Raw genomic sequence first — 21,943 nt, 5'->3', positions numbered from 1 at the left:
TCCGCGGCCAGGTGCTGCACACACGAGATCCGTACCGTCGCCGGCGGCCGCCGGCGTTGCTGCCTGGCCAGCGCGCGAGGTGGTGGCCACCTGGAGCTCGAGGGAATCGCCGGCGCCCGGGCCTGTACGAGGCCCACCTGGTGCCTCCTGCGCGCCGCCGGCGCCGCAAGCCTGCAGTGGGTGGAGGTCAGAAGGCGCAGGCCAGGCCAATAGCTGACCTCGGCTAGATGCTGCGCACAGGAGATCCGCTCCGGCGCAGGCAGCCGTAGACATTTGGTTATGTGGCATTGAGATTGTGCTGATCACTCGCAAGCAGGCCCACTCTGTAAGGGGGCTGCTCAGCTATGTGCAGGCACTTTTCACGATCTCGTGTGAGGAGAGGCAACTGGTGTTGCCAGGCTAAAACGAGAACTCCAAAAATAAAAGGAATTCCGCTTAGCCTGGCTTAAGCAGGCCTTTGAAAATTAGGCCATGTAGAGTGCGTCCTACTTTTTCTGATCTAATCGAGTCCTTGTATGCTGGTTGTCATCGTCTACGATGTTTGTGACATTGTCTGCAACATTTTTAGCCGTCCTGATAGCCGTTCTATCTCCATCACGACCCAAGCCTGCTTTCTTTGCGATAGCTTCATTGTGTGTGACTTGATTGCCAATACGTTCATTTTGGCTATATACACTGTCGGCAATTGCTTTCTTAAAGTCATCAGAGCCAGGTTCTTTATGTGCTTGTAGATTGCTGTTTGGCACTGGCAAGGAGTGAGTGTTAGATGTAGAAAATTTTCTTGTAGAGTGAGGCTGACTAGTCGACGAGGCTTGACGATATTGACTTCCTGAAACGGTGTTTTGATGGCTTGGAGAATTACGCCCATATTTTTCCTGAGTATGTGCTAGTTGCGGCTCAGAAGAACTTGCCGAGCGTACAATAGGCTGCAGGCCGGTAGCATCGTGAGGCTGACTAATGCCAATCGGTTTATACGCGGTATCAGGTACACTGAACTGGAATTGGGTCATAGCCTTGGCTTCATTAGAGAGGTAACGCAAGGCTTCCAAACGCTGCTCTGGTGCAGCCGCTTCATCTTGGGCCATCATAACGGCCGCTCGGTGTCTAACAACAGCCTGACGGGCTTGATCGCTGCCTAAAAGTTGGGAAGATGTACCCGAGTTCATACCCTCTGTTGCTTTTGACATATACTCGCTCATGGAGCCAGTTTGCTCCAGTTTCGCGCCATTAACAGCCTGAAACATTTTGTAATCACTGTTGCGTTGCGAGTGTAAGCCAATTTCATCGTCCCCGATTTTAGCCGTTGCAGCAATAAAGCTGCTAGAGCCCCTCACTGCAGTACTAGCAGTCTCACTATCAGACTTACTTTCACTTAAAGTTTTTTGGAAGCTAGTTTGCTTAGCCAGCGACCTTTCAAGATTGTGAGATGATTCAGAGCCACGACTAACGACTTTTGAATTATCAATTACATCATGAATAGAGTGGGTCAGGGCTTGCGAATCTTGAACTTGGTGGTCTTTACCAGTTCTTTGGTCGCGGCTTAGCGCATCAGTAGCTTGAGTGTTTGTACTCGCAGATGCACCTGCACTAACTCCTGCGCTAGCTCCATTAACGCCAGCTTTTACGCCGGCACCAACGTTCATCGATGCAAGAGCTTGGTTGGTGTTTGTTTCGTTACCTGCGACCGAAGTAGAAGAGGATTTGCTATCCTGAGTTCTCATTGCCTTTTCATAGTTACTATGGACTGCCTCACCTGTTCTGCGATCCACGCCAACACGCGAATAGTCGCCAGTACGAAAAGCCTCTCGCCAATCTTTCAGGTTTTGTTGGCCTTCGGAAATTGTTTGTTGCCGTTGAGTAACAGAAGCAAGAGTTCTGGATTCTTCTTTGGTTAGATTTCCAAAATGTTCGCTCGTGGATGCCATCGGCTGGGCCCCTGCAAAAGTCATCCTTGCCATTCCTCCGTCGAGCATTTGCGCAGAAGCCATGGCTTCACTACGAACGATTGGCGCAGGCGTCATTACTTGAGGAGCTACAAGCCCACCAGTTGAGTTATCACGGGCAGATGACTGTTGTGTGCTTGCCATTGCACGAGTAGCTCCGCCAAGCATAAAAATAGAAGCAATGATGGCAGGTAAACCTGACATCAATTGCGATGCCGTACCTATTTTTAGACTGAGCGCCTTGTAAGCTTCAATAGCAAGCGCTGGAGAAATAATCCCCCCTTGCCGAATTGTTGTCATAAAGTCAGCTACATTTGCATAAGCGATTCCATTAATAATTTCAGCGCCAACACCTGTAACAAGCTGCGGCCAAACCATCATGTGTGCAAAACCAACCATGTGTTTCTGGGCGCTAGTACCAGAAAACATCATAAAAATCCACACAACTGGTCCTAGGCCAATAAGTAAATCAATAACCAAGCTCCCAAATTGCCCAGCATACTGAAGCATTTGATTTTCATTAGCCGCAGCTCTAAGGTTATTGCGTTCAAGTTCATTCTTCTGGACCATGCCTGCCATGCATTGGGCCTTATTTGTCGAATCAGCCTTTATGCAATCAAGATTATTGGTGACCGTTTCGTCAAAAAGCAAATTAATCAACTCTGCATTGGCTGCTGCGGCCCCTCCCGCTACTACCTGTGCAATAGAATTAGATTTGGCAGATATCGTGGCTTGATACCGCGAAGATAAATTGTTGAATGAAAAATCAGTTGCTGGATTAATTTCGTCTGATGAATTAACTGCCCCCTGTACCACGCGAGCGAATTCAGGAGAAGAAAGTGCATTATCAATATCCTGAGCAACTTGAATCGCTGCATCTGTACAGCTAAGAATGATTTGAGAGTTAGGTTGAAGATCTGGAACTGTGCCAGTTTGGTTTTGTGCTGCGGCATAAAGTAAGGCACCTACGCCGGTGGGGAAACTGGTATACCCTGAAACAGCAAGCGAGCGGGATTGATTGGCGCCACTATTTCCTGCATTCATTACTTGGGAGCGTAGACGCGCGTAGTCAGTTCCTGAATTAGAGTTTAAGCAGGATGCAACAACTGAGCTAATTTCGGAGTCAATCCCATTTAGTCGAACAACAGTACTCCTTGCGCTTAACAAAACTTTAAGTGGGTTGATGAAACCATTCGTCCCCGCGCTAATTGCATCATAATTCGTTCCCGCCCCTTGGAAGGCCGTGGAAACAACTCCCGCGATTTCATGAGTCAAGATACTTGCAGTTGATGGGATGATGGCGATTACAACAGGGACGTTGGAAATTAGAGACATCGCACCTGATTTTGTGCTTTCTAATTGAACATCAGTTTTTAAAGGAGGAGCTGTTAGCGAAAAAGCAATAAGCATTGGAATTAGCACCCCAAGAGAGCCGTTGCTTAAATTCGCTGAAAGAGCATTGATCCCTAGCTGGACAGATGTCTTTGCTGTGGTTGTTAGAACCGAATAGAGAGCAGCAACAACGGCAAAACCCCAGATGAGCACATTTTGTTGACACACCATAGCTACACCATTAAAAATGGTGTTTAGGATAGATATGTCACCGGTTGTGTAGACAAGAAATTCCATATTAGATTAACGGTTGGTTATGTTAGTCAGCTTAGCACTTTCATTCATCTCTATAACGATTCTTGCGACTGTCTCATCTTTTATGCAGCGCTCCCTTAAATTTAGAGTATCTTGCCGTAAATTCTCAATTGCTCTCTTTTGGTCATCTGTGAGGGCGTATGAGTTGTCGCTCTGAATGCTATTTGCACCAAGATAAATTGAAGAGCCGAGCTTGGCAGCTACACATTCAGTAATATTCCCAGCTAGTCTATATGCAATAGAGTAACGCTCATCAGGGTTTGATGTTTTGCTCAGAAGAGCAACAAGACGATTACCTGCTTGTTTAACAAACTGAATTTGATTTGGTGAGAGTGTTACGCTTGTGCCACTATTAAATTTTCCCAAGATAGAAGTCGGCTGAACAGCTGCTAAGCCACCGGTAGTGTCTCCGGATCCAAAGAGCATCGTGTTAACCCAGCCACGAACACCTACGTAATTAAAATTGTCCTTTTCCATGAATGTGCAAATTTGCGGGTCAAATCCCCCATTTCCATCGCCGTTTGGATTACGACACGAGTAAAGTTTGAGCGGAGTTGATGGCTCTGCTGATCCAGGGCCACCACCGTCAATTAGATTTATCATTGAAATAGTCGGAGGGCTAGAGCAACTAATGCGAGGAATGTTATTTCCCGATTGACTTTGTGAGGTGGTACTGACACCTTGGGCATTCGCACCGGCACATGGTACCCCATCTATTCTATAACCTAGCATGCTGTAAAGAAGCCGGTTATTCAATGAGTTAGGGTTAGTGGGATCATCTGCTGAACCATCAGGGTTCCCGAGGCCGGCAAGTCCCATTGTTGAACTAGAACCAGAGGCGAGGACTGCTTTTACAATCTGATTGCCGACCCGTGGATTGACTCCACCTGCTTTTGAAAGGTACTGATTCGCGTCAGAGAGGTATTGAGTAAGACCCCCAAACATATCAGAAAACATTCCGCTATTAGTTGAGCCCACAGCACCATCGCCATTTACTGCATTTGAAATCGCCGCTTCAGCAGGATCAACCAGCATATGAGCAAGGTTGCATGAGTTTTTGGCAAGATTGTTAAGATTCTGCATCAGAGATTGAAACTCTGTGATCAACTGATCCAGTGAGGGAGAGATGATCTTAATTGCAGCTTTAAACGCCAAACCTGCTGCATTGCTTGCTACACTGCGGAATATCTGAATTAACTGTTTACCGTTGATGAAACTGAAAGATCCACCGTATAAGTCAACTCCTCCACATCCGGCATCAAGCCTCGGAGGATCAAATGCCACAATATTTGCATTCTTAATAGGGGTTCTCATTTCAAAAGACCCGCCGAATGCCCCCATCCGATCCCTGGATGACAATTGGGATGGAGCAGTCGCATTCGACATGAACATGCTTCCAAGGTCACCTAAAATCCCTGCATTGCTTTGATAAGAAAAGCACAGTAGCACCAACCCTATTAAGCATTGATTTTTGTTGGATGTCTTAGTCAGCATATATTCACCTATATTGTTTCATCAGTATGGGGTCCATGATCTGCTTAAACGTCTCAGGTCTATTCGGATCAAGACGTAAGTTTTGCAAGTCCTGGTTAGCTGAAACACCAATATTCCATATGTCAAGAGTCTTTGCAGTGCTTTTACTTAGTAGGTTCGATCTAAAACCAGCGAAGGCAATTTGTTTTACTAGCTCATCTTCTGCATAAAACCCCTGAGAAATTATTAAGTACTTATTGGGGTCGTCTCCATTGCTATAACTTTTTGGGGTGTTAACAAAAACGATGCTTGGTGTCAGTTTTAGTCCAAGTTTTTTCCACAATCCATTATCTTTTACCATTTTACCTGTGTAATTGTCTGGCAACCTACCATCAATAGAAACAACAAGTGACTCCATCCCATAGTCCTTTTTTAGCATGCTTATAATGGGGAGTTGCATTGCGCAAAAATGACAAGACCGGTCAATGAATACCATGAGGCCACCAGTTTGGCTTAGCTCTTTTACTGCGGCCTGTTGAGCTTGTTTGTCAGCTCTACGGACAGATTCAGCTCCAACGCTAGCATAGGGAATCCTGTTGTTTTCATTAAGAAGCGGGTTCATGTCATTAACGGCTGTTACGGCATTTGAAAATCTTTGAGCCTTATCAAGAATAATCCTCTTCGCATACAAGTAGGCATTAATGTTTTCTTTTGTAGGCTTATCAATTGCGCGTTGTTCTAATATGGGGTAGTTGTTTTTTAGCCATTCAACGGTCACAGGTTGTTCACCTTGCTTCTCAGACGGAGTTACCCTGGCCCGTGGTTTTGGCTGCTCTAACTGCTTTCCAGGAACCACTCGTGGTTGGTAGTGCAAAAATTTATCAGCGTAGGATTCATCTAATATGCTCGGCTGGCTCGCATAAATTTTAGTGCACCAGCTTAAGGCACACATCACTACAAAAATCACCAAAACATTTAATTGATATTCAGAGTAGCGTGTCATCAGCAAGCACCTAGAAGAGTCTGTAACCAAGCCCAAGTATTTTGTCGGCTTGCATATAGCCCCAGTATCTAGAATCGTCACTTAGAGGGTGTGTTCCAATCAAAAATAACATGTTCTTAGGAATTATTTCATTTCTTGTTAGATCTTGGATACGTTTATTATACAGTTTAGAAAGAGGTAGCCCGTTGGCAACTATACTTCCATTTATTTCGATTCTACCATCGGCAAAAATTCTCAAACGGTCTCCTGAAACGCCTGCAATTCGTTTCATCACATATGGGGCCTTAACATATGCAAGGGCCGGAGGGGGAGGGAAGTACACCAGTTCACCGTGTGAATAATTTGTATGCGGTCCTTTGACCAGAAGGGCTGCTTTAACATCTGGTAGACATCTTTCCTCCCTGAAATCGAAACCAAGCATAACTGGTAGCTTTTCTCTGCTCCAAAAGATAATTGAAAGACCAAGAACAGCGATTAAAGCTCCCCAGAGTGCGTCGTTCTTATTTCTGGAAAATGAGAAAGCTACCGGCTTGAATGATCTTTTTGCCGGTTTCATTTGGCTTTTTCCTTTCCTGGTACTTTAATAGGGTCTGAGTTTTTAACCGCTGCTCGGAGTTCACTAGTGATATCAATCGTGCTACCTGGTAACGCTGCAATGTGCATATTGCCGCGCTCATCACGTCCAGTATCAATTACAACGTAGCCTTCGTCAGAGTATTTTTTGAGAACTGCGAGGATTGGCTGGCTTACCTCTTTGTTTAGTGTCGCCTCATCCATTCCAGGTCTATTCATAACAGCATCAAAAATAACGGCCCCTTTTTCTACAATGGCGTACTTCCCTGTTGGTACTTCAGTTTTTCCTAAATAGAATGAAATGGCGCACAGTATAATAACCCCAAAATATGGAATATTTCCAGCGAGGATGTACTTTTTCATGAGTTGTTCCGCTTGAGTTGAGGTATATTATTATTGCTTTATTGAGAGTATTTTTTCTGTAATTTCTTCTAATAATTGCTCTGGTGAGATTTTTTCAGTGCCTCTGATGTTGTCTATAAAGTCTTCAATCCAACGGGAACGTCGTCGTTTTGTATTTCCCATGATTTGATCAAGTGCGGAAATTGGATCCATCCCTTGATCCATGAGTTCAAATACTTTGACTCGCTCTTCTCCCTCTGAGCTGAACATCGCGGCAACAAAACGATCAAGATATAGTCGGACTACTTCATAGCTATCATCATTCATGATCAAAAGCTCGGAAAAAACGCCTTTCCTAGTTGTAACGTCGCGAATCAATCGCTGGAAATATGGGTCATCTTTAAAACGCCCACCAATAACCTTTTCCGAAATAGCTTTTTCTATTTCTTCAATTTCTTGCTGCATAACAATCTTGTAGTTAGATTGGCTCAGTATGACTTCGCCGCCTTCCGTACCTGGTAGGTCGCGAGGGGATTGCGTGATTATCCAGGTTGAAAATTGATCTTTCCGTCCTTTGCGATACAAGCCATCCAAAGCCTCTGCTGCGCGTTTATCTTTTAAATGATCCGCCGCCTCATCAATAAAACAAATTTTTGGAATACCAGTGAGTTTCGCCATTTGACTGAGACTTGTATTCATTGTAAAGAACATGACTACTTTGTGAAGGTGAGGATCCCCTTCCAGTCCCTTCATTTCAAATACGGTAAATTGGCTATTAGGGTTAAGTGTAGATGGACCTCTGAAAAAGGCACCGCGGGTTGGCGACTCGATAAAGGCTCGTAAGCGTGGAATAAGATTGGTGACAGCAATAATAATTTGTTCTTCACGTTGAGCATCCGCGGTGTTGCGTTTTGTGTTCTCCAAGCTCTGAATAACATGCTCAATTTCGGTGTATCCAGGAGTGCTGGCATAAGCTGACTTGACCGCTTCTCGCATGGCAATACTGGCCATTGGATCCATGTTGTCATCTTCATATGCCATCAATAACAGCAGTGCAGTTATATTCTCCATCTCTTGGTCAAATGCCGCATCATCTAAACCAGTAAAGGGGTTGAGAGATGGTTTGTTGTAGGCATTAATTCTGAAGTCAATGAAATCACCATCTACCGATCGACAAAACTTTTCGACTGAGCGGCCATTATCAAAGAATAAAACTTTTACATTGTCTGCCAAGAGATTAAGAATAAAATATTGCAAAGCAACTGTTTTGCCTGCGCCACTTTTTGCATGCAACATGCCGTTGTAATTGCCGTTTGACCTAAATGGGTTGAAATAATATGTCTCGCCGCGACGGGTAATGAATGGCGAACCACTTACTCCATTTATGGGATCTGCATTGCCATGCTGGTCACCATAAATTGGGAGAAGACATGCCGCACTGCTTGCGGGCATTATTGTCTCGCAAGCAAGTTTTTTTGCAATATTATTCGAGTAGTTTAACGGTAAGCACTGAACGAAACGTGGTAATAAGTCATCTACAATTTCACGTGCATCATATTTCATTAAGTCAAGAGAGGTTTTTAGTTGCGCTCTTGCATGAAGTACTTCTTCTCTGCTTTTTGCAAAAACGAATATGTGTGTTGAAGTGTAAACATATTTGTCATTTTCATTTGAGCAAGCCTTTTGAAGATTATGTAGATCTTTTAGCGTTTCTTTAGTATCTTCATCTCCTAATTTGAAAGGTAAGGCTTTACCGGTTCCGCTTCTAGACTCTATTGCTCGTTTTACTCTTTCTGACTCTTTTCTTTGTTGTGCAACTCGAATTGTTGTATTAATAATGAATGGCGTATTTATTCTATGGCCGCCGCCTTCAGCAACAGTACCTTTATTCATTGGTGCACCGATCAACAAGTTCATCATGTCGTGAGTAACTTGCTTTGGATAAGCTTTCGGCGTTACCCCGGCGCAAAAAACGTCATTGGAAAGGATGCCAACATGTGGCAATCGGAAGTCGAATTTATCTCCGGGACCATATGCTTGATAACGGACTTCAAGCATGGGATCCATTTCTACATTTTGTCGAGGCGTGAATATTTGGCCGAACATCCTATATACACCTAGTGTTTCCCCAATGGACAGTACTCTTGCATCGTGAAAACCGCAGGAACGAATACTTGTCAAGAACGCTGTTTGGTGTTGCTCTGCTTCATCAAGGGTTTTTCTGGAAAGGTCACCAACAGGTATGCTTACAGTTAAAATAATCGTCTTTTTATTGAGGATCGGCATATCTTCTTGCCAACCTACAGTAAGTGCTTTTTCTAGAACACTTGCTTGCCTATAGAGCAATTCTTTGATTACTGAATTCGACGTATTTTTTCTTTGTAAATATTTATTAGGTGCAGAAAAGTCAGGAGGTATTATTTCAGAGTGTTGAATAATAGTTTCGTCTGGAACGCTTTTAAACATGTTTACAACAACACTTCCAAACTCGCCCCCACCACCTGTCAAAGGACTCATTTCATAAACTTTACCAATATATAATGGCTCCCCCGGTGCTTTGGTGACAATCAAATCATCGTGGTACGTTTCGAGGTGGATAAAACCGCTTGCATATTCGGTCTCAATTCGTGGGGGGGAGTTTACTTGTTTCACTGTAATCCTCGCTTGCGGGTGCTAAGCACCCGCAATCAACTGTTAATATTTAGAATTAGTGTTTAAATTTTTAATACGCAGATGAGGTGTGGCCAACTCTAACTTGAGAGTATTTTGCATGGCCGGCCGCGTTGCAGTCGCCAGGGTCGTGATAGCCGACGGGGCCAGGAAAGCGCAAGCAATGATGCTCAAAACGACCATAAGAAACGTATATCCCCTCCCATGCGATAACTGCCAGATCCCACCAATAACGGCGACCAAGGCTAGCCCAATAGCAAAGTCACTTTGCAGCATACCTTGAAGGTAGGTAACCACCGTTGTCCATACACCTGTAGTGGGTGCCACACCACTATTCATCGCCCCCATGGAGGTAAGTACAACAAGAGGTGCAATGACAGTTGCAGAAAACAAAGAAGATTTCGAAACTTCTTTTTTAAGAGCCATTTCCATGAAATTGATTTCCTTTTTTGGTTGTTGATTATTCAGGTAAAGCACTATCACCATTTACAGAGGGCGATGTCTCTGACTCAGGGGCGCCGTTCACATTTGCTGTTGCTGGCTGACTGAAATTCTGTTGTTGGGTTTGAGTTGGTGGAACCTTAAATTTGGCTCCAGTTTTTTCCACCTCGATAGAAGAGGCATCTTCTTCTCTATGAGGGTAAACGTTTGGGTTTATTCCCCCATCTTGAGACCGATTAACTGCCGTAAATCCGGCCCACTTGTTTCCACGAATCTCACGGTATACTACTGAACCTTCATTTAATGTATCGTTTTCATCCACCCATCTTTTAATCAAGGTTCGCTGAATCACCGGTCCTTCACGAACTGGCAAACCTGCAATAGATGGCGCGGTGATCCGCTGGTGAGGAAGCGCTCCCAAATTTACTTGAGCCGCAATGTTTTTATTCCTGCTTGGCTCTGGTGCGATCTTATTTAAGGCATCAACCTCAGAGAGGTTGAATTCGCGGTCGAATCTGCTGGCGGGAAGAGGGCCGCTTGTGCCAGATTCGACTGCTTTAAATGATCGACAATGAGGGGAGTTTGGATCTTGTTTACGATTGCAATCCCATTTGTCGTCTCCCATTGGTGTAAACATTGATGAGCAGCCAGTCAGAGCCGTCGCAAACAAAATAACGGAGATTGAAATTACTTTGGTCATGCTTTGCGAGCCCCATGTTTAATTTTTAGTTCAACACTCTTCTTTAATATCCACGTGACACGTGTGCCGGCAGTAACTTCAATTACAGGAAATGTTTCAGATGCGTATTGAAGATAAAATCTGGATAGGGCTGCTGTAGCCTGGTTGGCCCCCTGACCTACTGCCGATTGAATCAGCATGTTTGGATTTGGGAGATTGTATTGCTGAGTTCCCCCTGTGGAGTTCGAGTTGTAAGATGGAACTGAGCTAGGGGAGAATGCAGAGCTCAAGCCACTTGCCATGCCAGTCAAAGCAGCTTGCATTAGAATCGATCCCTGCTTGCTGACGACATGTCCTGCAATTCCTTGAGTTCCATCTACATCCAACCCGTAGGCTTGGATCTCACCCTCCCATTCACGGCCATCTGGAGCGATGCAGCTAATGTTCTCTGTAATCACGTTTACTCGTTCTGCACTAAGATTTGCAATTCCATTTCCGCCTACAAAACAATCACCTAAATGGGCAACCTTGTAGCCATTAGGTAGAATGGCATTTCCTTTTAAGCGGGAAACAAATGGAGTTCCGACGCTAGTGGCTGATTGAACCGATCCAACGGCCCCTCCCGACGAACCGGACGGACGAGCCATAATGCCTGACAGCATAACGGCTTCAAGTGCGGAGTTCACAGGTATGATCAAAGCTGGTTTTTCGCGCTTTACTGGTGATTTTTCAATTGAACTTTTCGTGGCTTCCCATATTTTCTGTTTCGGAGCCTCCACCGAGCCCCGGCCAGGGGAAGGATTAATAGGTAGATCTGATTTTGGAGCTTCTTTAAGCGGCGTATTAGCGTTATCTGAGGAGTCAAAGCTAACAGGAGGCAGCTTGCTGTTCATATCTATGCCGTTTTGTGTGACACCTGGTTGCTGTAGCGGTGTTGCCGTAAACGTGACTTCAGATGAATTATTAGTAGAATTTGAAGGGGTGGATGTTGCTTGTCCTCCATTTCCTTTCATTCTTTGGATTTCATCTTTTAAAGTTTGAATTTGAACAGTCAAATCCTCTAGGCCTTGATTTCGATTATTGATCGGTAGAACTCGTAAGTGACTTGGATCCGAACCTAGAGAGGGTTCTCCCCCTTCCACTCCTTGGGCTTTTGCTTGTGCAGCTGCGACTTTGGCATCTTCTGCTTGTTTGACATTTGCCACATTGCGCTGATGGTTTATAAACCAAATAGCTATAGCCGCAACAATTAGAACAAGAAAAAGCCCTTTCATTTTCTTGTCTAAGGAATTCCAGTCATCTTTGAATTTTTGAATCATTCCTCGGCATCCTTTCGAGTCATTACAAAGATCTTGGCGCTTTCCCCTGAAGCTAAAACTGGTTTTGGATGAATTGAAATAGCGGCAACTGCGGGGCTATCAAATTCTGACTCCATTAATTTTGCTGGAGCAGCACCTGGGTTTGTCGCTTCATAAACAAAAATGTCATTTGAAAAACCACTTAGCTTTTTCAGTGGAGTGATAACTAGCCCATGCATGGCAACAGGGCCTATGCCTTTATCCCGCGAAAGATCAATAGCGGTAAAGCCTGCAGGTATACCACCTGTTGCAAGGGTTTCCATTATGTCCTGAATATTTGCTACATAACTATCACTCCGCTTGGCCCCTGCTTTGTTTGCAGACTTATCGTGGTCTTCAATCAATATCGTCTGAGCGGGAATATCCTTGGGCACTAGCAAAAGAGCAATGACTGTGCGATTTGGCGCTTCAATAAATATTTGCTCAGGATGCTTCTCGTCGGGGTTAAACTTCGGATCAAAAGAAACATATATGTTATTGGACTCTTCACTTTTATCGATAATCAAAGAACTTCGGCCCACAATTTTCGGATTCTCGAAGGGTAAAGTTACCAAGTTCGGTGAGCTCTTGCTAAGCCAAACAGTATGTGATGATCCATTAAAAAATGGTAAAACGCGTGCTCTGGAAAAGTCCAAAGCTCGTGCATTGCTTCCTTTGATCGTCATTACACCGGGAAGCTCCATTTCCGGCGCCGCTGTTTGCCGGATTGCGAGAGACTGCTCAACTCCACGAGTGGGCTTTGAAAAATGTTTTTTTGATTTGCCTTTTGTTTTTTTGTGGGTTACTGGATTATGCCCAGGTGGGGGGGCTTGATTAATTTTGGAAATAGTTGCGGTGTCTGCAGGTGATGTATCAAATTGAGTGCTGTCCTGAGCGTTCGCAGCAGATAGTCCTAGACAAGCGAAAGCCAACAGTGAATTACGTAAAACAAAATATCGCTTCATTTTTTTATCCCCTCTTGCCATTTTGAATCATGCGCACGCTCACCAGGGTAAGAGATGACATCGTCCACCCAAAGACGGTAATTCTCCATCCTGACCTTATATTCGAACACATACATTTGAACGGTATCCTTCGCCGCATTCACTGTGTGAACTTCGCCAATCACAAAGTGTTTATCGATCTTAGGGTCATAGTCATACTGGCGCAAAACAAAATAATAGCTACCCAGCTCACGTTGACTTGTAAGCCGGTGAGCTTTTGCATCCATTTCTTTAGAAATTTTTGTGTAAACGGCCGGAGCTAAATAACTTTGAACAAATGACTTTTGATATTCTACGTTGGAAGGGTTTATTTGAACTAGGTTTGAGGTTACTGCGCTCAAAATAGCCCTTTGGGATCCTTTGTCCATTGAGCTTTTTTCAATTGTTGCTTGATTTGGCATCCCCGGTGTCTCTTGAATTATAATTGCGCTTTGGCTTGCAATGATAAATGCAAGAATGACAATTGTTGTAACAGTACCAACTAAAGAATACGTCAGCAGAGAGTTTCTATTCCGAAGTTCTGCCAACGACTGGGTTCTAGTATCAAGATTCATTTTTCTTGCCTTTAATTATCTTGTCTACAATCATTTTTGCTGATTCAGGATTAATTGGTTTATTGTCACCGATGAAAACCTTACTTTGTTTGTTTAATGCATCGGAGTATCCAAACCACCCTTTTGCGAATAACCAACTTCTGAAAAATCCTGGCAGTTGTGCTTTTTTCCAGGAGAGCCAAGATTTATTGATAATATAGCTTGCGATAGGTATCCCTAAATAGAATTCAGGACCAAATTTAATTCCTGAAAACAAGCCGGCGATTCCTCCGAATATTAAAAGATATGCCTCTTTCAGCTCTACTCCGGCAAAGGCTACACCTGCCTTACCATTTTCTGGAATGTACTTAGGATCATTTGCCATCTGATTTGACCTCGAGTTCATTGCTCCAACAAGTAAGGTGATCTTTCCAATTTTTATGTTCTGAGAAAGCTAATTCCGGTACGCAAATTTCGTTTTCACGAATGACAACTTTTGGCCAAGCAAGATTTAAGAAAAACGATCGTCTATGAAGCCTGTTACTTGAGCGAAATTGTTTTTCCCATTGCGAAAGCTTTCTTTCACGCAAAGACTCCAAGGCAAACTGTTCTTGTGGCGAGAAGAAGACGAACTCTGTTCTTTCCCGTTCTTGCATCAGGATCGGGTTAATCGCTGGGCGATTGTCATTTGGAGTGTCTTGATAGATGTACTGTCCGCCAGCTTTCGGTTCTAGGTTTACCCAACCGGCGGACTCAGAGGAGGAGGGAATGAAGTTTGCTTGCTCAGCGGCGGTGCTACCGGCCCCCAAGCAAAAAGTGATGAGGAGGGCAACGCAGGAAGTTTTCATGATGTAACAAGCCCATTTTTCTTTCTGAAAATTGAAATATCAGTATGGGCATATTAAACCACGATTGCACTTTTAAGGTCAATTATTAATGAAAGCTTTGGTATAAATCTGCTTGGCGCGGGCTCTCATTTCAGCTTGGGTTGATTGTTGGGCTATGCGTTTTAATGCGTCAGCTAGAGCAATGTCTCCACTAATTTTCACAAAATCCGCAGGAGATTCGCTGTCTCCTTTCGCAAGTACAAAAGTGGGTACCTCATGGATCTTGTAACGCTCGAAGAGCTGAGGATAAATTTGCCACTTTGTTCCTCCTCGTTTTCCGCAACACGCAGAATTGATACTTTGAATTCTGTCTCGAGTTGTTCCAATCGAGGTCTGATTCCCTTCAAAGCCAGCTAGTATCATTGGAATTCCTGCCTGTTGTGACTCTTTGGCTAAAGCGATAAGTGTCGATGAAGGCATCTTGAGCGATACGAAAATGTAACTGTTCCACTTTGGAGGTCGCATGGACTCGTATAAGCTTTGTGCTTGCAGTTCCCCGCACAGAAGTAGGAACGATAGCAATGCAAATTTAATTTTTGGTAGTCTTGTCATGTAAGCTCTTTATTTAAGTGGCGCACAACAATCTTTGCGGCTGAATACGAAATATCCATACTCCTTGTCCTGTGGCCTAGCAGCTCCTGCTTCCTGCAAGGGAAGAGGGCGTCCAATTGGTGTGCACATGTTGTCAGGGAATGGAAATGTGCGATTTGTTTTATATTGTCTCTTGTCCATGATGAGCTGAGGAACTCCCATAGCTCCGCAAGATTGTAAGGCATCATTTCCGGCAGTTGATTGCATTGCTCCAGCCGCATGAAGTTTTGCCAAAAGACGAGTGATCATTAGATGAGATACCTGCTCAGGTGTGGTCATGCTTGAAACATTGCCTGTGAGTGGGTACATCGGTCCCCAGGCTCCAGCAACCCAAAACAATGTAGCACTCGGAAAATTCATAGATGCCATGATGGCATCTGGCATTTCTGCAGCTATCGATGGCACGCCAGCAAATGGATATGCGTAAGGGGTTAGAATTAATGACAGACTATCGTCATTCCACGTAGGATCTGCCCAACTGATGAATGGAACATCAAATGAGCGATTATCAAGACAGGGTGATTGAGTAATGACCCCAAGCGCTGTCATAACGGGGTTTACATACTCATTGGCATGCATAAATGCTCCTTTATTTTTTCCTCCTAAATGAGCATTTGTGTTTTTAATTCCACCATATTCGTCAGCATTATATGGAGGACTTATATTAACCCCTCCAAGTAAAGGCATACATCCAGGTGTATTAGTTACATCAACCATATAGCGTGGCTCCCAAAATCCAATAGGTGTTCCAGCGCTTAGATTGTTGATGCATAGACATATTGGTACTTTACTCGCTCCGGTATCATAATCATCTGCCGTGACACCGAAATTTACGGAGAGTCCTCCAATTGTCATTGGGAACATGCAGTCATAGCATATGTCCGAAATCAAATTTGGGAAACTACCATTGCACGTACCTGGAGGACCTGCCGTGCTGTCTAGGCCCATGCAGGTAAGAATTATAAATATAAATCTTTGAATTTTAGATGTCATACTTACATGCCATACTCTAAAAGAAGTTTGTCACCCTTCTGACTAAGAATCACGGGGACGCTGTTTAGATTAATGCCATACAGCATTTTAAATGAATTTATTATGGCCTTACGTTGATCAAAATAAAATGGAATATTTTGTCCCGTCGGCCACGAATAGCCTTGGTATTTGACCCTCAAGTCAAAGGGTGATCCCGCAGTGAGAACTATTTTGAGAGGCTGTGATCTACCTTTGTTGATTGCGTAATTGACTTGTTTCTGATCTCTGCCATCTATAAATATCAAACCTGTTTTTAGTGGTGTGATCTTAAGCGGCTCAATTACAGCTCCCTTCCTGACAATTACCTTTCCTTTTATGTCTCGATAGTCACTAGGGACAGTAAAACGTAACTCTCTAAGTTCCTGACGTTTCCCATATGATGTTTTTATTCCTAGTGGTGCAGGGTGCTTAATTGAATCAATTGTTTTTGCACGATAGTCTTGCCAAAACTTAGCCAGTTGCCCGGATTTTTCTTTTTTTCTTATTTCCTCTTTTATTTGTTCTCTAGCATCCTTTTCCGGAGCAAATGTTGGAGCTTGTTTCCCGAGGTCTTCAGCTGCGGAGAGTACAGTATTGAAAATTAATAAAACAAATAGTATTGTTCTCATTTCAATACACCTTCATCTTTGGGGTGTGGCTTGTTTCAGGGGAGGAAATTTCTTCCTCTTTTGATTTGTTAAGTGTGTTATCAAACCCCGTCAATTTTTGGCTGTTTTTAGATACGATTTGTTTTTTTGAATAGTATCGCAACGCGACACGATTTGCGTACACCCCTCTTGCGCGTTCTCTTTTTTTTCCCCAACCAGCACCATAAGCACCAACGGCTCGCCATGTGTACCCGTATTTACGAATAGCTTCATGAAGTACCCAGGCTCCGAGATGAATATTAAGGCAAACATTATTTATCACATCATCTCGGCTGATTCCATATCGAGCTAAGGCGGGGAATAGACTTGAGTTAATTTGAGCCATTCCATAGTCCGTTGATCCATCTTTATTATGATGGATTGCTCCTGGCTGGAAGCTGGACTCGCCTTCTACGATTGTCATGTATAGGCCGACATCTACATGGTAATGCCTAGCAGCTTGTTCAAAGCATTCCGCATATATGCCGGGCCCTTTTTTGGATGCGGCGCCTACTATCGGAGAGGAAACTGCAAGAGCTATGGCAAGAAGGGTGTGTAGGCGCATTTGGCTATCTTCCTTTGATGCGTAGGTGACTCATAACCAACCATCTTATAGCCACTCTTGTTGCTATCAGTGTTTCTATAATCAGTCCGAATATTGAAAAATATGCACCTACGGCAATTACAAAAGATGCAATAGGACCAAATGCTGATGCTGTGTATACGACAAATACACCTGTCAGGATTGTTGAAACAGCTAAGATATGTAAGCTGGAGTATTCTCCAGTTCCAGATAGCCATTTTTGAATTTTATTCATTTGTTTCTTTCTTTGCAGCAGAAACTTTTAACTGCCCCTCTATCCTGTCTGCATCTATGGCGCCAGGTATGATAGTTCCATCTTCAAATATTATCGAAGGTGTACCATTAATGCCAAACTTTACACCTAGGTCGATATTTCTTTGAATTGGGTTTTCACAGTTTCGGTTCTTGGGGATGGTTCTGTTAAGCAAGTAAGCCCTCCATGCGGATGCTTTGTCTTTGGAGCACCAAATTGACTCAGATATTTTGGCCGCATTTGGATGTAGCTGAGTAAGAGGGAAAGGAAAAAGAAATATTGAAACATTTTTTAGTTTTGTAAGTTCGGCCTCCAAACTTTGGCAATAAGGGCAATCTGGATCAGAGAATATATAAAGTTTGCGTTCTCCGGTGCCAATTTGTATCGCATCTTCAGTTTTTAATAACGCTATGTTTACTGATGGCTTGTTTAATTCTCTAAGATTATTGGTGAGGGATGTATTTGTTTTTAGGTCAATGACCTCACCGTTAATCATTATAGAAAGATCTTCTGCGACAAATATAATGTCGCTATTTTTTACAACTGACCAATACCCTGGGAATGCAGGTGCAATTTTTGCATCTCGCGCAAAGGGGTATCGCTTAATGAATTCACTACGAAAATCCCCAGCATGGCAAGTTGCAGTTAAAAGAAGCAGAGAAAGTATTTTGCTTTTGAAGTCTATCAAGGCTGGCCCTTTATGTTTGAGATATAATCACTGTGACACTCGATATATTGACGCAGTGAGTTTTAATGAAATCAGTAAGCGAATTTAAACTGGCCCATACGCGGGTCGTCTTTCTTCTTGTAGAAAGAACATGCGGAGCAGTATTATTTTTAATAACTACTAGAAGAATGTAGCCATAATCCTCTTTTTTCACTTGCACTGATGAAATATCGCCTGGGACTTTAGCTAGTAGCTTAAACTCATTCTCTGTGAGCGAACCTACTATTTCAGTGCTTGGATTCAATTTGAATTCCTTATTCAAGGATTCAGTTAACCTTTTCTAATAGTTAACGTCACTGTAGGTAATCTCAAACCCTGTCGTTTCAAAAAATCAACCAGTGTATTGAGGCTGGACCACGATCTAGGTCTATTCCTTTGCGTATATAGTGTAAAAACTCCCTCTTTCCACTTAATGTGCATTGTAATAATGTGACCACTTTCGACTTCTTCGATGACTACCGATTCAACTAGTCCATTGACGCAAGACATGTTGAAATCTTGTTCGTTGATTGGATTCATGCAAGTCCAGCTCCAGTTGTTGCAGAGCCGAAATCGTACCATGCACATACCTGCATTCTACGCAATACTAACATGACTTACAATCAAAACAACAAAATTGATAATTTGATTTTGACAAGGATTTGCTATCCCAAATAGTTGTTCACTACGACCAGGGAACTTGCCAGGGAAATACATAGAAGCCCAGTGAAGAACAACATGTTGTGAGTGCCGCAGGTCGTTCTCCAGACTCTGTAAGAGAGGTACAGCATACCTAAGCACAAAGCCTTGAAGATCATGATTGTCGGTGCAAATCCGATGTGGTTAGCTATTGAAATCAGAATTTCATTGACTTCATTGCGCGTAGCTGCAGCTTGCAGAGTGCTATGCAGATCGAGTACTTGAAGGAGGGCCGATGCGGCGTAGAGGAAGGGAATCCATTTGGCTGAAAAGTGTGTGGTTTGTGCTGTGCGATTGCTCAGAGATGGCATGGAGTGGTCTTGCGTCTAGTAGAAATGGCTGTGATAATCGTACTAGATTTGCAGTTTTGCAAGCCAATTTTACAGTGTGTAGCTACCCACATATGTGGATTTTGATGGTCTTGTAAGTCATGAAGACCGCCATGAAAGCCCCTTGTGGCATAGGCTGTAGCTCGATATGAGAGATAACAATGCGAAAGTACAGGTTCGGCTCTAGAGAGATCCAAAGCGACGATCCCTCATTCCCCGCTGCAGTTGAGGCGGCATACAAAAACAAGAACTCCGTGCGAGCAGAGTGTCTCTGTAACCCTCCTGCGTGCTTGCCAATGTATGTCACTAAGCAGAATGACCGATATATCCTCAAGCGGATGCCTAACACAGGGGAGGGCCATGCATCGGGTTGCGACAGCTATGAGTCTCCAGCGACTCTATCTGGACTTGGCCAGGTTCTTGGCTCAGCGATCAAGGAAGACCCCGACAGTGGATTGGTGACGCTTAAGTTTGATTTCTCTCTTAGCAAGGCCGCGGGACGAGCTCCACCAGCCCCGTCAGATAAGCAAGGTGACACAGTAAAAACTGATGGAACTCGATTGACTTTGAGAGGGACACTACACTACCTGTGGGACCAGGCTGGTCTTACTCGTTGGATGCCTGGTATGGTGGGAAAGCGTAGCTGGTCATTGGTTCGGCACTACCTTCTTGAGGCTGCTCGCGACAAGACAGGTAAAGGCTTTGACTCCTTCGAGCGCCTTCTCTATATCCCTGAGCCCTTCCAAGCCGAGAAGAAGAGTGAAATAGCTCAACGCAGAATTACTCGCCTACTCCCTGCTGTTGCACAATCAAAGGGACCCCGTAAGTTGATGATAGCAATTGGGGAGATAAAGGCTCTTGAACCGAGTAGATATGGATATAAAATCATTTTCAAGCACTTGCCTGATTATCCCTTTATGCTCAACGAAGATATTTATAACCGGCTAAAAAAACGTTTTTCGTCTGAGCTAGAAGTTTGGCAAGGTCTTCAACAGTCGCATCTTATCTCTATTTCTACTTTTAGTTTAGGCACGACGCATGTTGCCTCTATTGAAGAAATAGCATTAATGAATGTTACTGAAAATTGGATTCCATTTGAAGGTATGCTTGACAAGGTATTAATTGATGCAATGACAGAAGATCATCAACGTTTCACGAAGGGTCTTCGGTATAATATGCCTGCGTCTAAGCCTTTGGCTTGCTTGTCCGCTCTTGATACTACCCCTCCTACTGCTATGTATATTGTACAGCCCGGCAGTGGTGAGGAGCATGAGGCAGAACTTAATGAGTTGATTGACAGTAGCACACAATCGAGTTGGCTTTGGGTAGTAGAAAATGGGGAAATGCCATTACTCCCTCGCGCTCATTAATTTTCGCTCGTAGGCTCTAGGTATTTATAGAAAGAAGCATTCCAATGGTGAACCAAGCTTTTGTAAATGAAGGCGAGATAATGGATCCAATGCAGGATGACCTTTTTATTTGTGATGTTGCAAATTGGACAGTAAAAGACGACCTTGTCTCAATGGATGTGCCAATATTTTCCTTATCAAAAGGAAAAGATTCTGATATCAGGCAATACAAGAGGGGGGATAGAGTTTTAAGGGTGATCCCTTCTGGCGTAGGTGCTGCAACTGTTTTTGATAAGGATTTATTGATTTATGCCATGTCTCAAGTGATTGCTGCAAGAAATCAAGGGAGACCTGTTACAAAAGAAGTAGAAATTAATAGTTATGATTTTTTAATTGGGACTGACAGAGGCGATGGTAGAAATTCCTTCGAGTCCATCGTTGGGATGTTACGCCGTTTAAAAGGTACAACTATTGAAACAAATGTACCAACAGGCAATGTTATTCAAACAACGGGCTTCTCGATGATTGAAAAATACACCATTTTGTCCGAAAAGAAACGAGTAGGAAAAAATGGAGAGGAAGTGTCAAGAATATTAAGCTTCACAATGACATTCTCTGATTGGGCTTGGAATGGCATGATGGATTATGAGATACTCACTCTTCATCGTGGTTATTTCAAGCTTGCAAAACCAATAGAGCGTAGGCTATATGAGATTGCTAGGAAATTCTGCAGCGATAAAGCTTATTGGAAAATAAATATCGATCTTTTGGCCGAAAAGGTTGGAACCTCACGGCAACGATTTAAATTCAGAGATGATCTTCGTGATGTTATTCGTAATGATTGTCTCCCCGATTATCGCATTGCTCTTGATGTAAATAAATCGCCTGATGATGTGGTCTTCTATACGAAAGACTCTGCAAAACTTGCAAAGGCTTTATTGGGCTCAAATTCTGATGCCTTGATTTGGTTTGAATCGTTGCTAAAAAAAGGAAATGTTTGACTATTAGATTTTATATAAAGCTCTATTCGGCTAAATTTAGAGCGCTTCCACTATGTGGGAGCGCTCTTTTTTACGCCGCGGAAAAGATACTGCTCATAGGCCTGCTTGCAATGCTAGTTGCTTCTGGCTAAGCACAGGCCCGGGCGCCGGCGATGCCCTCGGATTCCAGGTGGCCACCACCTCGCGTGCTGGCCAGGCAGCAACGCCGGCGGCCGCCGACACCGGAGCGGATCCCGTGTGTG

General features: G+C 43.7%; 22 protein-coding genes. 2 read left to right on the top strand and 20 right to left on the bottom strand.

Annotated elements, in window-relative coordinates:
• Positions 1-485: 485 nt before the first annotated feature.
• From ACODSD_RS24085 to ACODSD_RS23990, 20 genes are all read right to left on the bottom strand, one after another.
• On the bottom strand, positions 486-3,572 hold the full coding sequence (locus ACODSD_RS24085; protein ID WP_488878528.1) for a conjugal transfer protein TraG N-terminal domain-containing protein: 3,087 nt from the start codon (positions 3,570-3,572) through the stop codon (positions 486-488).
• 6 nt (positions 3,573-3,578) lie between these two features.
• On the bottom strand, positions 3,579-5,084 hold the full coding sequence (locus ACODSD_RS24080; protein WP_166453544.1) for a conjugal transfer protein TraH: 1,506 nt from the start codon (positions 5,082-5,084) through the stop codon (positions 3,579-3,581).
• 4 nt (positions 5,085-5,088) lie between these two features.
• The gene (gene traF / locus ACODSD_RS24075; RefSeq protein ID WP_166453545.1) at positions 5,089-6,066 is read right to left on the bottom strand and encodes a conjugal transfer protein TraF; all 978 of its coding nucleotides are present in this window, start codon (positions 6,064-6,066) and stop codon (positions 5,089-5,091) included.
• Between the two features lie 10 nt (positions 6,067-6,076).
• The gene (locus tag ACODSD_RS24070) at positions 6,077-6,622 is read right to left on the bottom strand and encodes a S26 family signal peptidase (RefSeq protein ID WP_166453546.1); all 546 of its coding nucleotides are present in this window, start codon (positions 6,620-6,622) and stop codon (positions 6,077-6,079) included.
• A complete protein-coding gene (locus ACODSD_RS24065) occupies positions 6,619-7,002 on the bottom strand; it encodes a hypothetical protein (protein ID WP_488878527.1) in 384 nt (127 codons plus the stop codon). The genes ACODSD_RS24070 and ACODSD_RS24065 overlap by 4 nt, the downstream gene beginning before the upstream one ends.
• 30 nt (positions 7,003-7,032) lie before the next feature.
• Positions 7,033-9,633: a TraG/VirB4 family ATPase gene (locus tag ACODSD_RS24060; protein WP_488878526.1), complete on the bottom strand. Its 2,601-nt coding sequence runs from the start codon at positions 9,631-9,633 to the stop codon at positions 7,033-7,035.
• Between the two features lie 42 nt (positions 9,634-9,675).
• Positions 9,676-10,083: a hypothetical protein gene (locus ACODSD_RS24055; RefSeq protein WP_166453549.1), complete on the bottom strand. Its 408-nt coding sequence runs from the start codon at positions 10,081-10,083 to the stop codon at positions 9,676-9,678.
• A 28-nt stretch (positions 10,084-10,111) separates the two neighbouring features.
• Positions 10,112-10,792 carry a TraV family lipoprotein gene (locus tag ACODSD_RS24050; protein ID WP_166453550.1) on the bottom strand — a complete coding sequence of 227 codons (681 nt, stop codon included), beginning with the start codon at positions 10,790-10,792 and terminating at the stop codon, positions 10,112-10,114.
• Positions 10,789-12,090: a TraB/VirB10 family protein gene (locus ACODSD_RS24045; RefSeq protein ID WP_166453551.1), complete on the bottom strand. Its 1,302-nt coding sequence runs from the start codon at positions 12,088-12,090 to the stop codon at positions 10,789-10,791. The genes ACODSD_RS24050 and ACODSD_RS24045 overlap by 4 nt, the downstream gene beginning before the upstream one ends.
• Positions 12,087-13,073: a TraK domain-containing protein gene (locus ACODSD_RS24040; protein ID WP_488878525.1), complete on the bottom strand. Its 987-nt coding sequence runs from the start codon at positions 13,071-13,073 to the stop codon at positions 12,087-12,089. The genes ACODSD_RS24045 and ACODSD_RS24040 overlap by 4 nt, the downstream gene beginning before the upstream one ends.
• Complete coding sequence (locus ACODSD_RS24035) at positions 13,070-13,666, bottom strand: TraE/TraK family type IV conjugative transfer system protein (protein WP_488878524.1); 597 nt, start codon at positions 13,664-13,666, stop codon at positions 13,070-13,072. Before ACODSD_RS24035 ends, ACODSD_RS24040 begins: the two co-directional genes overlap by 4 nt.
• Complete coding sequence (locus ACODSD_RS24030) at positions 13,656-14,030, bottom strand: hypothetical protein (protein ID WP_166453554.1); 375 nt, start codon at positions 14,028-14,030, stop codon at positions 13,656-13,658. Before ACODSD_RS24030 ends, ACODSD_RS24035 begins: the two co-directional genes overlap by 11 nt.
• Complete coding sequence (locus ACODSD_RS24025; RefSeq protein ID WP_166453555.1) at positions 14,020-14,493, bottom strand: hypothetical protein; 474 nt, start codon at positions 14,491-14,493, stop codon at positions 14,020-14,022. Before ACODSD_RS24025 ends, ACODSD_RS24030 begins: the two co-directional genes overlap by 11 nt.
• Before the next feature lie 78 nt (positions 14,494-14,571).
• Complete coding sequence (trbC, locus tag ACODSD_RS24020; protein ID WP_488878523.1) at positions 14,572-15,084, bottom strand: type-F conjugative transfer system pilin assembly protein TrbC; 513 nt, start codon at positions 15,082-15,084, stop codon at positions 14,572-14,574.
• Positions 15,085-15,093: 9 nt separating this feature from the next.
• Positions 15,094-16,071 (bottom strand): TraU family protein, encoded by a 978-nt coding sequence (locus ACODSD_RS24015; RefSeq protein WP_166453564.1) that lies wholly within the window; start codon positions 16,069-16,071, stop codon positions 15,094-15,096.
• A 47-nt stretch (positions 16,072-16,118) separates the two neighbouring features.
• Complete coding sequence (locus tag ACODSD_RS24010) at positions 16,119-16,763, bottom strand: hypothetical protein (protein WP_488878522.1); 645 nt, start codon at positions 16,761-16,763, stop codon at positions 16,119-16,121.
• 1 nt (position 16,764) lies between these two features.
• Positions 16,765-17,346 (bottom strand): lytic transglycosylase domain-containing protein, encoded by a 582-nt coding sequence (locus tag ACODSD_RS24005; RefSeq protein ID WP_488878521.1) that lies wholly within the window; start codon positions 17,344-17,346, stop codon positions 16,765-16,767.
• 4 nt (positions 17,347-17,350) lie between these two features.
• Positions 17,351-17,599, bottom strand: coding sequence for a hypothetical protein (locus ACODSD_RS24000; protein ID WP_488878520.1), 249 nt, complete (start codon positions 17,597-17,599; stop codon positions 17,351-17,353).
• Positions 17,592-18,305 carry a DsbC family protein gene (locus tag ACODSD_RS23995; RefSeq protein ID WP_488878519.1) on the bottom strand — a complete coding sequence of 238 codons (714 nt, stop codon included), beginning with the start codon at positions 18,303-18,305 and terminating at the stop codon, positions 17,592-17,594. Before ACODSD_RS23995 ends, ACODSD_RS24000 begins: the two co-directional genes overlap by 8 nt.
• Positions 18,306-18,315: 10 nt before the next feature.
• Entirely contained in the window at positions 18,316-18,588 is a 273-nt protein-coding gene (locus tag ACODSD_RS23990) for a hypothetical protein (protein ID WP_166453561.1), read from the bottom strand.
• Between the two features lie 924 nt (positions 18,589-19,512).
• On the opposite strand from ACODSD_RS23990, the gene ACODSD_RS23985 reads away from it, so the two are divergent.
• Complete coding sequence (locus tag ACODSD_RS23985) at positions 19,513-20,721, top strand: DUF1173 domain-containing protein (RefSeq protein ID WP_166453562.1); 1,209 nt, start codon at positions 19,513-19,515, stop codon at positions 20,719-20,721.
• A 44-nt stretch (positions 20,722-20,765) separates the two neighbouring features.
• On the top strand, positions 20,766-21,701 hold the full coding sequence (locus ACODSD_RS23980) for a replication initiator protein A (RefSeq protein ID WP_488878518.1): 936 nt from the start codon (positions 20,766-20,768) through the stop codon (positions 21,699-21,701).
• Positions 21,702-21,943 lie beyond the last annotated feature (242 nt).

The organism is Chromobacterium sp. FG22 (assembly GCF_057809415.1).
Note: the sequence above shows the minus strand (reverse complement) of the source record. Positions and strands in the feature narration are given on the sequence as shown.

Bases quoted from the DNA above. Each gene is read 5' to 3' on its own strand.
- ACODSD_RS24010 (WP_488878522.1), bottom strand. From the start codon at position 16,763: ATGAGAACAATACTATTTGTTTTATTAATTTTCAATACTGTACTCTCC.
- ACODSD_RS24030 (WP_166453554.1), bottom strand. From the start codon at position 14,030: ATGGCAAATGATCCTAAGTACATTCCAGAAAATGGTAAGGCAGGTGTA.
- traF (WP_166453545.1), bottom strand. From the start codon at position 6,066: ATGACACGCTACTCTGAATATCAATTAAATGTTTTGGTGATTTTTGTA.
- trbC (WP_488878523.1), bottom strand. From the start codon at position 15,084: ATGACAAGACTACCAAAAATTAAATTTGCATTGCTATCGTTCCTACTT.
- ACODSD_RS24050 (WP_166453550.1), bottom strand. From the start codon at position 10,792: ATGACCAAAGTAATTTCAATCTCCGTTATTTTGTTTGCGACGGCTCTG.
- ACODSD_RS24040 (WP_488878525.1), bottom strand. From the start codon at position 13,073: ATGAAGCGATATTTTGTTTTACGTAATTCACTGTTGGCTTTCGCTTGT.
- ACODSD_RS24000 (WP_488878520.1), bottom strand. From the start codon at position 17,599: ATGAATAAAATTCAAAAATGGCTATCTGGAACTGGAGAATACTCCAGC.
- ACODSD_RS24005 (WP_488878521.1), bottom strand. From the start codon at position 17,346: ATGCGCCTACACACCCTTCTTGCCATAGCTCTTGCAGTTTCCTCTCCG.
- ACODSD_RS24070 (WP_166453546.1), bottom strand. From the start codon at position 6,622: ATGAAACCGGCAAAAAGATCATTCAAGCCGGTAGCTTTCTCATTTTCC.
- ACODSD_RS24085 (WP_488878528.1), bottom strand. From the start codon at position 3,572: ATGGAATTTCTTGTCTACACAACCGGTGACATATCTATCCTAAACACC.
- ACODSD_RS24080 (WP_166453544.1), bottom strand. From the start codon at position 5,084: ATGCTGACTAAGACATCCAACAAAAATCAATGCTTAATAGGGTTGGTG.
- ACODSD_RS24045 (WP_166453551.1), bottom strand. From the start codon at position 12,090: ATGATTCAAAAATTCAAAGATGACTGGAATTCCTTAGACAAGAAAATG.
- ACODSD_RS24035 (WP_488878524.1), bottom strand. From the start codon at position 13,666: ATGAATCTTGATACTAGAACCCAGTCGTTGGCAGAACTTCGGAATAGA.
- ACODSD_RS24015 (WP_166453564.1), bottom strand. From the start codon at position 16,071: ATGGGCCTAGACAGCACGGCAGGTCCTCCAGGTACGTGCAATGGTAGT.
- ACODSD_RS23980 (WP_488878518.1), top strand. From the start codon at position 20,766: ATGGTGAACCAAGCTTTTGTAAATGAAGGCGAGATAATGGATCCAATG.
- ACODSD_RS24055 (WP_166453549.1), bottom strand. From the start codon at position 10,083: ATGGAAATGGCTCTTAAAAAAGAAGTTTCGAAATCTTCTTTGTTTTCT.
- ACODSD_RS24025 (WP_166453555.1), bottom strand. From the start codon at position 14,493: ATGAAAACTTCCTGCGTTGCCCTCCTCATCACTTTTTGCTTGGGGGCC.
- ACODSD_RS24065 (WP_488878527.1), bottom strand. From the start codon at position 7,002: ATGAAAAAGTACATCCTCGCTGGAAATATTCCATATTTTGGGGTTATT.
- ACODSD_RS23985 (WP_166453562.1), top strand. From the start codon at position 19,513: ATGCGAAAGTACAGGTTCGGCTCTAGAGAGATCCAAAGCGACGATCCC.